This window comes from Ferruginibacter profundus, assembly GCF_054783275.1.
Map to the genome: position 1 here is coordinate 353,166 of NZ_BAAGQW010000001.1, position 13,043 is coordinate 366,208.

Here is a 13,043-nt window from a genome sequence, read left to right on the forward strand (position 1 = left end):
AGGACTGAAATAATGTTTTTTAAAGTGCTTTCTATTATTTTACCGGCTTCAGCTGCATCACTTCTTCTAAAAATTTTTTGGTTTCATTTTCAACACTTATCACATCGCCTGATTTTATAGGGGATGCAATAACATGATTTCCCGTATTGGGTAAAGCCAACGCTCTTTTATGTAGTGTATCGGTAGCTAATGCAGCAAACATTTCTTTCATGGCACTTACTTTTACCACTTTGTCCTGGTTCTGCTCGTCTTTATAATAATAGAGCATCAGCACCGGTTGTTTTACTTTACTGTAATTGTCTTTATTCATGGTAGTTTCCAGCATTTCTTCTAAAGTAACCACAGCCTCAAGCCGGTAGGGTTTGTTCCAGTATTGTTTGTAAATGGAACGTTTATCATCGGGATCGTTGTAATTGCTGCCTTTAACCAATCTTGCGATCTGTAAGCCCCAATGGTCATTCAGTAACCATGCATTATTATCATTTATGGCAATGTTTGGGGAGTATAAAATCAATCCTGCAATTTCATTGGGATAGGTGGCTGCCAGTTGTATAGCTTGTGTAGCACCCGTGCTGGTACCCATCAGTATCACTTTGCTGCCCAGTTTTTTGCCAATTGCAAAAGCTTCTTTTACACTTTCCCAGTAATTATCTGCAGTCAGGTTCATTAATTGTTCGGAGGTATCAATACCATGTTCAGCCAATCTTGACAGATATAAATTACAACCAAATGTTTTGGCAATATTGCGGTGCACTGGGTCGCCTTCTTCCTGCGAAGCAGAAAAACCATGCAGGTACACAATGGCGTATTCTGTTTTTTGTTTCAGGCTGTCATTGGCCCACACAATTCTTGCTTCGTTATCGGGTTTTAATTTGTGCCTGGCTTCATTGGCGGCAACAAATTTATCCAGTTCGGTAATAGCGGGCGTTAAAGGCAGCCAGGTAGTGTATTTAGGTGTTTCCGGGCGGGGCCCAAATAAGTACACTATAATTAGAATCCCGATTATATACAGCAATATTTTTAACCAGCGCATATGTAATTTTTTATGAAGCTACATTTTTTTGTTGAAAAGGAAATTATGCTTCCAATGCCTGCTTTCCGGCTATTTTTCAGTGAAAAATCTTTGCGATTAATTATAGGGAATTTCTTTAACTTCCCTTAATGAAACATTTTAAGTTTTACACCAAAGAAGATATTTTGTCGCTCACTAAAGTACGGCGCTTTGAAACCAAAGTGGGAGAGCGGTTACAGTATCTGAAAACTGAGGGCGAGTGGCCTGATGTATTACAGCAATCAACTGCTAAATATGTACTGATTGGTATTCCGGAAGATATTGGTGTAAGAGCCAATTATGGAACCGGGGGCACTACTACTGCATGGCTATCTTTTTTGGCTTCCTTCTTAAATAATAAGAGTAATGATTTTTTACCGGGAGATAATATTTTACTGCTGGGGCATTTTGATTTTGGCGATATTAAATTTTTAATTGACAGTTATGCCTATAACCCTGATGAATTGATAGAGGCTTATCGCCATGCCGTAAATATTATTGATGAAGAAGTGGAAAACATGCTGAAAGTAATTGCAGCCAGTAAAAAAATACCCATCGTTATCGGCGGCGGCCATAATAATGCATATCCTATTATTAAAGGCGTGGCAAAGGGCTTACTGAAAGCAGGAAGTATTCCGCTGGCACAAATTAATTGTGTGAATTTAGATGCCCACACAGATTATGCCCCTACAGAAGGTCGGCATAGCGGCAATGGTTTTAAATATGCAGAGGAAGATGGGTACCTGGGCAAGTATTGTATGATTGGGGTGCATGAAAATAATATTTCGCAAAGTGTTTTGATGGATATTCATAATAATCCATTTATCGATTACATCACTTTTGAAGAGATCTTTATTCACGAAAGAAAAAATTTTATACAGGCTGTAGCCCATGCTACCGGCTTTACAGAAGATAATCCTACGGGTATAGAACTGGATATGGATTGTATTGAAAATGTATTAAGCAGTGCTGCAACACCCAGCGGCATCAGTGCTTTGCAGGCCAGGCAATATATTAATTTTGCTGCAACGGATGCCAAGGTAGCTTACCTGCATATTTGTGAAGGCGCTACACAATTAGCAGATGGCAGAAAGGATGACAGTACAGGAAAACTGATTGCTTATTTAGTAAGCGATTTTGTAAAAGCGCATACACAGGATTAACCAGTGTGAAAGTTACCACCATTTTTGCAGCTAAAGATGTGCTGCTATTTCTTTCTCTTCAGCCACACCATCTTTTCTCCAGATTTCTTTACCGTCTTTAAATACAATGAATACGGGCAATGCGGTTACATGGTATTGCTTCAAAATGGTTTCGTCATTTCCGCCATCTACTTTTACCAATGTAAATTTGCCGGCATTGTTTTTTTGAAGGCTTTGTAAAACCGGTTCCATTTGTTTGCAGGGCGGGCACCAGGTGGCACCAAAATCAACCAGCACTGTTTTTGACGAATGGATTGCAGTATTAAAGTCTTCAATACTCATTTGTTTTGCAGCAGAAGCTCCTTCCAGTTTTTTATCTGCGGCTTTCCACGCATTAATACCACCTTTTAATTCGTATACGGCAGTAAAACCCATCGACCTCATTTTTTGTGCTGCGGCAGCACTTCTGCCACCGGCAAGGCAATACACATAAACAGGTTTTGTTTTATCAATAAATGCCACCCTGCGTTCAAATTCTTTCGGGTCATTCCAGTTGGCTAAGAGTGTATTTTTAATATGCCCCGAAGCATATTCTCCCGGTGTTCTCACATCAAGGATTTGTATGGAGTCTTTTGTAATCCCTTTTTCAAATTCATCTGCAGTTAAATCAGTTTTTGTTTGTGCTGCGCAGGAACAAATGAATAAACTCAGGGAAAAACTGTATAAAAATCGTTGCATAGTTTTCATACTGCAAATTTACTTAAAGTACAAACAAAAAGCCATTCCTTTTTCGGGAACGGCTTTTGTAATTAAAGTTGTAATATATCACATTGGTGAAAGGTATTGTGCATATGCATAACCTTCTTCGCCATCGGCAGTTTTAATTTTCCACCAGCTGTCGTCAGTTTTTTCAACCAGGGTCACCACTTCGTCGTGCGCTGCTTTGCCTACAATTTCACCATCGGTACTGGGTGTACTTCTGATGTTTAAATTGGTAGAGTCGGTAGTTACTTTTAATTGAGCACCTGCATCAGCTTTAATGTCTATGTTCATCATCAGGTCGCCACTGGCCATGTTGGGGTCAATTTTAGCATATAATGCCCAAAGTGCATCATAATCAGCGGTGCTTTTTGCTGTACCGCTTATATGCAGTACCCCATCTTTTTCTGCTGTTGCCAGATTTTCAACACCAGCTGTAGTTGCAGCTTGTATCAATTCAGCATATTTATCTTGTAATGCCATTGTGTTTGTTTTTTAGTTTGTGAATGAAATTATTTCTTGTCCATTAATTTGCTAACGTCAGATTTTACTCTTGCAGAAGCTAACATTTGCATAATTTTCATCCTGTCTGCTTTGCTCACATCACCAGCAAGTAGCGCTTTTTCGCCATCAAATGTTACAGTAACGCCTTTAATATCTTTTAAACCATCTTTTACTTTTTGCTGGGTGGCAGCATCTAAAACTGTAGTTAAAGAAACTGGTGGAGCTGGTGGCGGTGGAGGAGGTGTAAAAGTACAGTTGTTAACCACCTGCTTTACATCTTTAATGGCACCGATTGTTTTTTCGCATAGTGCTTTACAGGCACTGTCTTTCATTTCGCCGGTAATTGTTACCACGCCATCTTTTACGTCGGCAACAGCACCTGTTAACATTGGATCTGCTTTAATTGCAGCTTCAACTTTTTCTTTAATGTCTCCATCTTTTGGTTTGCAGCTTGCAAAGGATAAGGTGGCTGCTACTACAACCCCCATCACTACTTTAGTCAGTTTCATTGTAAATGATTTTTTTGTTTTTAATATTTGTTCAAAGAAAGGAAAATTTGAATTGCTTTTTTTAAATTGATTTCAACATTTCCTGCAGGTTAATACAGACTTCTTTTTTTAGTAACCGGTTGCATTGTTAATAAATTTATAAACAGCCTAACCTGCCCCCATCAACCGGTACATTTATTCCGTTGATATAAGCTGCAGCAGGCGAACATAAAAAGGCAACTGCCGCACCAAATTCTTCCGGCTGCCCTATTCTTCCGGCAGGTATTTCTGCCACCAGTTCGGCCAGTACCTGTTCTTCAGTTTTACCGGTATCGATGGCTTTTTTGCCAATCACATAATCGGCCCTGCTGGTTTTGGTAAAACCGGGCAGCACATTATTTACAGTAATACCAAAAGGCCCCAGTTCGGTAGCCAGGGTTTTTGCCCAGCTGGCTACAGCACCACGAATGGTATTGCTTACGCCGAGGCCCGCCAGCGGAATTTTTACCGAGGTAGAAATAATATTTACAATTCTGCCAAAGCCTGCCGCTTTCATACCCGGTACTACAGCCTGCGCTAAATTATGGTTATTGATAAGGTGGTTATTAAATGCCTGTATAAATTCATCTGTAGTGGCATTCAGCGCCGGCCCGCCTGCCGGCCCGCCGGTATTGTTGATCAGGATGTGAACCGTACTGTTCTTCACAAACTCAGTAATAACATTTTTAACCGATACCGTATCTGTAAAATCGGCCACAAGGTAGCTGTGCTTTTGATTATCTTTTCTGGATAAGGAAGCGACGGCTTCTTCCAGCTTTTCCTTATTTCTTGCAAACAATACAACATTGCAGCCCAATAAGGCCAATTCTGCTGCGGTGGCATATCCCAGGCCCTGTGTGCTGCCACATACCAGGGCTGTTTTTCCCGAAAGGTCAAGATTCATTTTATCTATTTATGATAAAGCTAGATAATTTTATTTTTTCTCACATTTATTTGTTGCATGTGGATAATTCTATGCCCTGTAAAATGCATCCATTCCGCTATATTCGCAGGCTGAAATAGCATAGAAATGGCAGAAAAAGACTTATTTGATTATACGGAGGATTCCATTAAAAGCCTCGACTGGAAAGAGCATATCCGCCTTCGTCCCGGTATGTACATTGGTAAACTGGGTGACGGCAGCAGCCCCGACGATGGTATTTACGTTTTACTGAAGGAGGTGATCGATAACTGTATTGATGAACATACCATGGGCTATGGTAAACATGTGGATGTGAATATTGATGGCAAAACAATTACTGTAAGAGATTATGGCCGCGGCATTCCGTTGGGTAAAGTAGTGGATGTGGTAAGCAAAATAAATACGGGTGCCAAATACGATAGCAAAGCCTTTCAGAAAAGCGTGGGCTTAAATGGTGTGGGTACAAAAGCGGTGAATGCATTGAGCCATTATTTTAAAGTAACCGCTTACCGTGAGGGTAAAGAAAAAACGGCTGAATTTGAAAGAGGCGTATTAGTAAAAGAACATAAGGAAACAACCAGCAAAGAAGATAACGGCACTTTTGTAACTTTTGTGCCTGACGAAACCATTTTTAAGAACTTTCATTTTGTACAGGAATATCTAGATAATCAATTCTGGAATTACTGTTACCTGAATGCAGGCTTGGTGATGAATTTGAATGGCAAACGTTATGTAAGTAAAAATGGTTTACTGGATCTGTTGCAACGCAAGACCAATGTTGACGAAATACGTTATCCCATCATTCATTTAAAAGGAGAAGATATTGAAGTAGCCATTACACATGAAGGTACTTATGGTGAGGAGTATTACAGTTTTGTAAACGGACAATTTACTACCCAGGGCGGAACGCACCTGGCGGCATTCAGGGAAGGTTATATAAAAACCATCAGGGAATTTTATAAAAAAGATTATGATGCGGCTGATATACGCGGCAGCATTTGTGCAGCCATAAGTGTACGTGTGCAGGAGCCTGTTTTTGAAAGCCAGACCAAAACCAAACTCGGTTCACTAAATGTGTATGAGAACGGGCCAAGCATGAGAAATTTTGTCGGCGATTTTTTAATTAAAGAACTTGATAATTTTTTACACCGCAATCCTGCTACTGCCGAAGCGTTGAAAAAACGCATTGAACAAAATGAAAGGGAGAGAAAAGAATTATCCGGTATTAGAAAATTAGCCAATGAAAGAGCAAAGAAAGCTAACCTGCACAATAAAAAATTAAGAGACTGCAAGTTTCATTACAATGATGAGGCTACCGGAAAAGACAAAGACAATATTTTAGAAAAGCAAAAGGAGAGTACCATTTTTATTACCGAAGGTGATAGTGCCAGCGGAAGCATTACCAAGGCAAGAAATGTAAACACACAAGCGGTATTCAGTTTGCGGGGTAAGCCCTTGAACTGTTTCGGGCTTACTAAAAAAGTGGTGTATGAAAATGAGGAGTTCAATTTATTGCAACATGCTTTAAATATTGAAGAAGGGTATGAAAATTTACGCTTTAATAATATTGTCTTTGCAACGGATGCCGATGTGGATGGTTTGCACATCCGTTTACTGCTGATGACCTTCTTCCTGCAATTTTTTCCTGACCTGGTGAAGAACGGACATGTGTATATTTTAGAAACACCTTTGTTTCGTGTAAGAAACAAACAGGAGACTATTTATTGCTATGATGAAACGGAAAAGCAGGCTGCAGTAAAAAAATTAGGCAGTAAGCCGGAGATAACACGATTTAAAGGACTAGGCGAAATCAGCCCCGAAGAATTTGCGAAATTTATCAGTAACGATATGCGCCTGCAACCTGTAATGTTATTACCCGAAACACATATTCAACAGTTGCTGGAATATTATATGGGAAAAAACACCCCCTCAAGGCAGGAGTTTATCATTGATAATTTACAGGTTGAATTAGATCTTGTAGAAGAACAAATATAACAGGCGATGTTTGAATTTCACGGCGACAGAAAAAGGTATTTTGACATACAGGTGGAAAACACCCGTAAATATGTTATCCCTTTTATTGAACAATATAAAACTGTTGCACCGGGAACAAGGGTATTGGAAATTGGTTGCGGAGAAGCAGGGGTTCTGAAAGCATTTACCGACAAAGGTTGTGTGGGCGTAGGAGTGGAGTTAGACGAACCCCGTTTAGTAATGGCAAGAGAATGGATGCAGGACGAATTGGCCGGTAACAAAATATCTTTTTTATCAAAAGATGTTTATAAAGTAAATGTGGCAGAAGAATTTAAGGGCAAATTCGATATCATTATTTTAAAAGATGTTATAGAGCATATTCATGATCAATCAAAGCTGATTGCCTGGATGAAAACATTTTTAAATGCAGAAGGTGTAATATTTTTTGGCTTTCCGCCATGGCAGATGCCTTTTGGCGGACACCAGCAAATAATGCGTGGCCGTTTTTTAAGTAAGCTGCCCTACTTTCATTTGCTGCCGATGGGATTGTATAGAATTATATTGAAGGCCGGCAAAGAAAATGTACAGGAAATGGTGGAAATAAAGGAAACCGGGATTTCCATTGAGCGGTTTGAGAAAATTGTACGGCAAACAGGATATAAAGTAGTTAATAAAACTCACTATTTAATTAACCCTATTTACGAATATAAATTTGGCTGGAAGCCCAAAGTACAAAGTAAATTGATGAGTAAAATAAAATACATCCGCAATTATTTTACCACCTGTGTGTATTATCTGATCACACCACAATAAAATTTATTAAAAGAAAAGCTATAATGATACATATTGTTTTTAATGAGCCCGATGTAAAAGTATTGCAGCAGGCAATTGAATTAGACGAAAGTTTGCAGGGGGAAATTGTACAAATAAAAGATGATTACGCAGTTGGTCCGCTGAATAACATTTACGTTGGAGAAGGAATTGAAGAACGTAAACAATGGTGGCAGCAGGTACTTGCCGGTGGTGATTATGAAAGTAAAATTACAGACGGCGAAATAGATGATTATAAAACTGCTGCCGAATTAGTGGGTACCATGCGTAGAAATGAAAATGAGATCATCTGGATATGGGCAGCGCAGAATAAACATGATGTAAGCGGTTATTACTGGTTACTGAAATATATGCAGGAATTCCAGGGCAGGGTTTTTATTCTGTACCTCAACAACCTGCCTTTTATCAATGAGAAAGGGCATATTTTTTATCCTAACTGGATCAGTGAAATACCTGCTAAAGAATTTTTAAAGGCTAAAAAACTGGCACGTGAAATTACCTTGAGTGAATTTGAAGTAGACCCTGATGAATGGACAAGACTCTGCAATGAAAACAAAGGGGTGCGTTTACTGGAAGGGGGCAAAAAATTAACGCAGGTGGATTATGATTTTTATGACGCAGAATTAAAAAAGCAGGTAACCGGTGACTGGCAGAAAGCTGCAAAAGTGATCCATCATTTTTTAAGTAAAGCGAAACACACTACAGGTGACGCTTATTTATTGTGGCGTTTAAAAGTGATGATTGCACAGGAAATGTTTGATGTGCAGGGAAAAGTGGCGAATATGAAAGACTTTGAAGTGAAGGCGAAGCTAAATGCTCAATAATCAATTTTCAATTGTAAATACACTTTGGTAATAACCAACATTATTTTAAAAGTGAATTGCCAACTTTAAAATGGATAATAAAAAATATGATTTAGAAGATCGGTTTGTTGAGTTTACATGTAGAATGATTGATGTGGTAGAAGCGTTGCCAAATACCAGGAGTGGAAATTATATTGCGGGAAAATTAATAAAATCCTGTCGCTCTCCCTCATTTAATTATGGCGAAACTCAGGCTGCAGAAAACCGGAATGATTGTATTCATAAATCAGGTGTTGTTTTAAAGGAATTGAAAGAATGCCAAACTGCTTTAAAAGTTATAAGAAGAAAAGAATTAATTAAACCTGTTTCAAAATTAATTGATATTTATAAAGGCACAGAAGAATTAATTGCCATCATTGCTAAAAGTATTGATACAGTCAAAAGAATAAGACTGCTAAAACTTGAGCATTGAATGTTGAAAATTGATTGTTGAACATTTGTATTAAAAGATATGGCTAAAGCAACTAAAGAAGACTACATCCACACAGACTCTGGCATTGGTGGCCAGTACAAAACCTGGTTTTTAGATTATGCCAGTTATGTAATACTGGAAAGGGCGGTGCCTGCAATAGAAGATGGATTGAAACCGGTACAGCGACGCATATTGCACTCGATGAAAGAAATGGATGATGGCCGTTTTAATAAAGTGGCCAATATCATCGGGCAAAGTATGCAATACCATCCGCATGGTGATGCCAGTATTGGTGATGCATTGGTAAACCTGGGGCAAAAAGATCTGCTGATTGAAACACAGGGAAACTGGGGCGATGTAAGAACCGGTGATGATGCCGCAGCGCCACGTTATATAGAAGCAAGACTGAGCAAGTTTGCATTAGAAGTGGCCTTTAATGCCAAAACCACTGAGTGGGCATTAAGTTACGACGGAAGAAAAAATGAACCGGTAACCTTACCAATGAAATTTCCACTGTTACTGGCGCAAGGTGCAGAAGGTATTGCGGTGGGATTGGCAACAAAAATTTTACCGCATAATTTTTGTGAATTAATTGAAGCATCTATAAAATATTTAAGGGGTAAAAGATTTGAGATATTACCCGACTTTCAAACCGGTGGCACCATGGATGCCAGTGGTTACAATGAGGGTAAGCGTGGCGGAAAAATAAGGGTCAGGGCAATTATTGAAGAACAGGATAAGAAAACTTTAGTGATCAGGAGTGTACCCTTTGGCGTTACCACCACACAACTGATGGAAAGTATTGTAAAGGCCAATGATGCCGGTAAAATAAAAATTAAAAAAGTAACTGATCATACCGCAGCGGCAGTTGAAATTATCATTGAATTAGCCCCGGGCATTTCACCTGATATTACCATTGATGCATTGTATGCATTTACCGATTGTGAAGTAAGTATCTCACCCAATTGCTGTGTAATTGTAAAAGACAAGCCCCAGTTTTTAGGTGTAAAAGAATTATTGCAGATAGCAACTGATAACACTAAAGACCTTTTGCTGAAAGAGTTGCAGATAAAACTGGGAGAGTTACAGGAAAAATGGCATTATACTTCATTGGAAAAAATATTCTTTGAAGAAAAAATTTATAAGGAGTTAGAGAAGAAACACGAAACCTGGGAAAAAGTACTGACTGCCATAGATACAGCTTTCGGGCCATTTAAGAAGCAACTGAAGAGAGAGATTACAAGGGAAGATATTGTAAAGCTGACTGAAAAGCCTGTACGCCGTATTTACCGATTGGATATTGATGAATTGAATGCACAGATAAAAGGATTAGAAGCGGATATTAAGCAGGTAAAACATGATATAGCCAACCTTACCGATTATGCAGTGGCTTACTACGAAAACCTGCTTAAAAAATATGGCAAAGGCAGGGAGAGAAAAACGGAAATAAAAGAATTTGATACCATTCAAATAAAATCAGTAGCTATTGCCAACACAAAAATATATGTGAACCGTGCTGACGGTTTTATTGGTACAGGTTTAAAGAAAGATGAGTTAATAGCAGAAGTAAGCGATCTTGACGATATCATTGCCTTTACAAAAGGCGGTATCATGAAAGTGGTAAAGGTTTCTGATAAAGTATTCATTGGGAAGGATATTTTGCATGTGGCCGTTTTTCAAAAGAATGACGAACGCACTACTTACAACATGATTTACGTGGATGCCAAAACGGGAGTGAGTTATGCTAAACGTTTTAATGTGTCTGGTATTACAAGAGATAAAGAATACGATCTTACCAAAGGCTCCGAAAAAAGCAGGGTACATTATTTTACTGCCAATGCCAACGGCGAAGCCGAAGTGGTGAAAATAGTGTTAAGCCCTAACTGTAGTGCAAGAATTAAAGAATTTGATTTTTATTTTGAAGAACAGGAAATAAAAGGCCGTGGCAGTATTGGAAATATTGTTACAAAATATCCGATTAAATCTGTAAAGTTCAAGGAGGCGGGTAAATCAACTTTAGATGCTAAAAAATTATGGTTCGATAATAAATTCGGCCGTTTAAGTACCGAAGAAAAAGGCGATTACCTGGGTAAATTTGATGCTGAAGACAGGTTGCTGGTGGTGTACAACGATGGCAATTACGAAATAACCGACCAGGAATTGACCCAGCGTTTTGATCCGGAGAAAGTATTGATGATAGAAAAATTCAACCCGGAAAAAATTGTAACTGCAGTGTATCTGGATAACGAAAAATTGCAGTACAATATCAAACGTTTTAAAATTGAGACCACCACACTGCATAGCAAATTCTTCTTTATTAAGGAAGGAAAAGATAACCGCTTAGAAATGGTAAGTACCGATCCGGAACCCATTTTAGTAGTGCAGAGTGGCCGCGGCCAGATGGTACGCAAAGCCAAGTTTAAGGTAGTAAAGCTGGTGGAAGTGATGGGCTGGAAAGCAGTAGGGGCAAAGCTTACAGAATATTCTAAATCGGTGGAAATGGAATGGGAGAAGCCGCAGGGGAAAGATGACCAGCAGCCGGAATTGTTTTAAGCCTGAATAATTATTTGTAACCTGTTAAGCGTGATAAGTGCTTAACAGGTTTTTTATTGCCTTGTCGTTTTCTTCGCCGGGCAAAAAGGTAAAATAGTATATTCGTTACAGTTAATACTTACCGTGGACTAAAGCGTGCCGTCTCCGGCTTGTAAAGGTTTTGTTTATCCTAAACCAGTTACAGGATAGGTACGTGGTGCATTGGTAGGTACTCCTGCATTTACAGCATCCGTATAATTATCTGTACCTATCAGCGCATGGTTACCGGCTATATTACCTGTTTGATTGAGGAATGACCATTCTTCCGGAACGTCGGCATAAGTAAGGCCGATAACATTAGTAGGCGGTAACATGGGCACAAGGTCGCAAAGGTTAACCACGCGGTAACTATCGGGTATTAGTGTACTATAGGCTCCTGCAAAGGCGGCATTTCCAACCCTTGGGCTGGCATAATTGTACATCTCCACATTACAGCCAAGATTGGCGATCTTTAGCGTAGGGGCTACTAGTGTAGCTAATGCCGCACCCAGGCTGTGGCCTGTAACCAGGCAGGGCAATGAGTTATTAAATTTATTGAAGGCATCCAGGACCTGCTCAATCAGTAAAGCATAAAAAATAGCGAAGCCGAGATGAACCTTTGCCCATTGAAATTGCCCGTTATTAAACCATACTAAAGGTACCGGCACCTGTGGAATGCTGGCATCCAGTAACCACTCATATGCTGATTGGGTGCCCCTGATGGCAATAATATTATATTGGGCAGAAGTGGCAGCAAAACCAAAATACACGTCCTGTAGCTGCAGGTTCATCGCTGCAACCGCTGCAACGGATTGTCCACCGGTAATATTCTGCCAGTCAATATTTGTATAATGCGGCCATAATTTTTGAACGTCAATTTCAGGTGCCGTAAAGGATGCCGTTTGTGTAAAACCGGCAGGCAGGGTAATACTACCATTGTTTGCAGGAGGTACCCCGTTGCTATATTGTACATAGGTTAATTCGCTCATTTGAGCTAATAGTTTAGAAAGATTATTATCGTACATGCGTATGGTTTTAAAATGATGAATAAATTGATGAGTACCTGTTGGGGAATATTTTGCCGAAGCTTTTACATGCATTGTCCTTACTTAACAACACTATCCAGGCTACATATTTTAATCTAGCTACGGCAAGTGCAAACCTGCTATACCGCCCACAAAAAATACAATGAAATGTAGTCGCAGCCAACACAGCACAATTAGTACAAAAGCCGGAACGTTTAAAACAAATATACCGGTTGCGTTAAAGGCCGGCAACCGTATTTCTACCTGAATTTTTACCTTGCAATACAAGGTGCAACCAGGTGCAATTTCAGTAAATCGGGGAGTAAAAGCTGTAGTATACCATTAAACGTACTCATCCAGTTTAGCAGGTTTTATATTGCTTTTCTTAAAATAGCGGTCATCTTATTCCCACCAGTTCAGCAATATAAGAGCAGGTAATTTTACGCTGATTCAGGCGCATAC

The 13,043-nt window shown here is 39.3% G+C and carries 12 protein-coding genes; 6 read left to right on the forward strand and 6 right to left on the reverse strand.

Annotated elements, in window-relative coordinates:
* Nucleotides 1–34: 34 nt before the first annotated feature.
* A complete protein-coding gene (locus ACYVM0_RS01365; protein ID WP_460551319.1) occupies nt 35–1,033 on the reverse strand; it encodes an alpha/beta hydrolase in 999 nt (332 codons plus the stop codon).
* A gap of 128 nt (nt 1,034–1,161) precedes the next feature.
* Between ACYVM0_RS01365 and ACYVM0_RS01370 the strand changes: the two genes are divergently transcribed.
* Nucleotides 1,162–2,214 carry a formimidoylglutamase gene (locus tag ACYVM0_RS01370; RefSeq protein WP_460551322.1) on the forward strand — a complete coding sequence of 351 codons (1,053 nt, stop codon included), beginning with the start codon at nt 1,162–1,164 and terminating at the stop codon, nt 2,212–2,214.
* 30 nt (nt 2,215–2,244) lie between these two features.
* Here the strand turns inward: ACYVM0_RS01370 and ACYVM0_RS01375 are convergent, their stop codons facing one another.
* From ACYVM0_RS01375 to ACYVM0_RS01390, 4 genes are all read right to left on the reverse strand, one after another.
* A complete protein-coding gene (locus ACYVM0_RS01375) occupies nt 2,245–2,940 on the reverse strand; it encodes a thioredoxin domain-containing protein (protein ID WP_460551325.1) in 696 nt (231 codons plus the stop codon).
* Nucleotides 2,941–3,018: 78 nt separating this feature from the next.
* Nucleotides 3,019–3,435 (reverse strand): SH3 domain-containing protein, encoded by a 417-nt coding sequence (locus tag ACYVM0_RS01380; protein WP_460551328.1) that lies wholly within the window; start codon nt 3,433–3,435, stop codon nt 3,019–3,021.
* Between the two features lie 29 nt (nt 3,436–3,464).
* Nucleotides 3,465–3,965, reverse strand: coding sequence for a BON domain-containing protein (locus tag ACYVM0_RS01385; protein ID WP_460551332.1), 501 nt, complete (start codon nt 3,963–3,965; stop codon nt 3,465–3,467).
* A 136-nt stretch (nt 3,966–4,101) separates the two neighbouring features.
* Entirely contained in the window at nt 4,102–4,887 is a 786-nt protein-coding gene (locus tag ACYVM0_RS01390) for a Rossmann-fold NAD(P)-binding domain-containing protein (RefSeq protein WP_460551335.1), read from the reverse strand.
* Nucleotides 4,888–5,013: 126 nt separating this feature from the next.
* Between ACYVM0_RS01390 and ACYVM0_RS01395 the strand changes: the two genes are divergently transcribed.
* The 5 genes from ACYVM0_RS01395 to ACYVM0_RS01415 all read left to right on the forward strand — a co-directional run bounded on the left by ACYVM0_RS01395 (nt 5,014) and on the right by ACYVM0_RS01415 (nt 11,538).
* Nucleotides 5,014–6,900, forward strand: coding sequence for a DNA topoisomerase IV subunit B (locus ACYVM0_RS01395; RefSeq protein WP_460551338.1), 1,887 nt, complete (start codon nt 5,014–5,016; stop codon nt 6,898–6,900).
* Between the two features lie 6 nt (nt 6,901–6,906).
* Entirely contained in the window at nt 6,907–7,692 is a 786-nt protein-coding gene (locus ACYVM0_RS01400; protein ID WP_460551340.1) for a class I SAM-dependent methyltransferase, read from the forward strand.
* Nucleotides 7,693–7,715: 23 nt separating this feature from the next.
* A complete protein-coding gene (locus ACYVM0_RS01405) occupies nt 7,716–8,534 on the forward strand; it encodes a DUF1835 domain-containing protein (RefSeq protein ID WP_460551343.1) in 819 nt (272 codons plus the stop codon).
* A 70-nt stretch (nt 8,535–8,604) separates the two neighbouring features.
* Nucleotides 8,605–8,985, forward strand: a complete 381-nt coding sequence (locus ACYVM0_RS01410; protein WP_460551346.1) for a four helix bundle protein — start codon at nt 8,605–8,607, stop codon at nt 8,983–8,985.
* Nucleotides 8,986–9,024: 39 nt separating this feature from the next.
* Complete coding sequence (locus ACYVM0_RS01415) at nt 9,025–11,538, forward strand: DNA gyrase/topoisomerase IV subunit A (protein ID WP_460551349.1); 2,514 nt, start codon at nt 9,025–9,027, stop codon at nt 11,536–11,538.
* 164 nt (nt 11,539–11,702) lie between these two features.
* Here the strand turns inward: ACYVM0_RS01415 and ACYVM0_RS01420 are convergent, their stop codons facing one another.
* Nucleotides 11,703–12,656, reverse strand: a complete 954-nt coding sequence (locus tag ACYVM0_RS01420) for a lipase family protein (protein ID WP_460551352.1) — start codon at nt 12,654–12,656, stop codon at nt 11,703–11,705.
* Nucleotides 12,657–13,043: the final 387 nt, after the last annotated feature.

Coding starts and splice junctions, on each gene's coding strand:
- ACYVM0_RS01370 (WP_460551322.1), top strand. CDS start 1,162: ATGAAACATTTTAAGTTTTACACCAAAGAAGATATTTTGTCGCTCACT.
- ACYVM0_RS01405 (WP_460551343.1), top strand. CDS start 7,716: ATGATACATATTGTTTTTAATGAGCCCGATGTAAAAGTATTGCAGCAG.
- ACYVM0_RS01420 (WP_460551352.1), bottom strand. CDS start 12,656: ATGCATGTAAAAGCTTCGGCAAAATATTCCCCAACAGGTACTCATCAA.
- ACYVM0_RS01365 (WP_460551319.1), bottom strand. CDS start 1,033: ATGCGCTGGTTAAAAATATTGCTGTATATAATCGGGATTCTAATTATA.
- ACYVM0_RS01385 (WP_460551332.1), bottom strand. CDS start 3,965: ATGAAACTGACTAAAGTAGTGATGGGGGTTGTAGTAGCAGCCACCTTA.
- ACYVM0_RS01380 (WP_460551328.1), bottom strand. CDS start 3,435: ATGGCATTACAAGATAAATATGCTGAATTGATACAAGCTGCAACTACA.
- ACYVM0_RS01390 (WP_460551335.1), bottom strand. CDS start 4,887: ATGAATCTTGACCTTTCGGGAAAAACAGCCCTGGTATGTGGCAGCACA.
- ACYVM0_RS01415 (WP_460551349.1), top strand. CDS start 9,025: ATGGCTAAAGCAACTAAAGAAGACTACATCCACACAGACTCTGGCATT.
- ACYVM0_RS01395 (WP_460551338.1), top strand. CDS start 5,014: ATGGCAGAAAAAGACTTATTTGATTATACGGAGGATTCCATTAAAAGC.
- ACYVM0_RS01410 (WP_460551346.1), top strand. CDS start 8,605: ATGGATAATAAAAAATATGATTTAGAAGATCGGTTTGTTGAGTTTACA.
- ACYVM0_RS01400 (WP_460551340.1), top strand. CDS start 6,907: ATGTTTGAATTTCACGGCGACAGAAAAAGGTATTTTGACATACAGGTG.
- ACYVM0_RS01375 (WP_460551325.1), bottom strand. CDS start 2,940: ATGAAAACTATGCAACGATTTTTATACAGTTTTTCCCTGAGTTTATTC.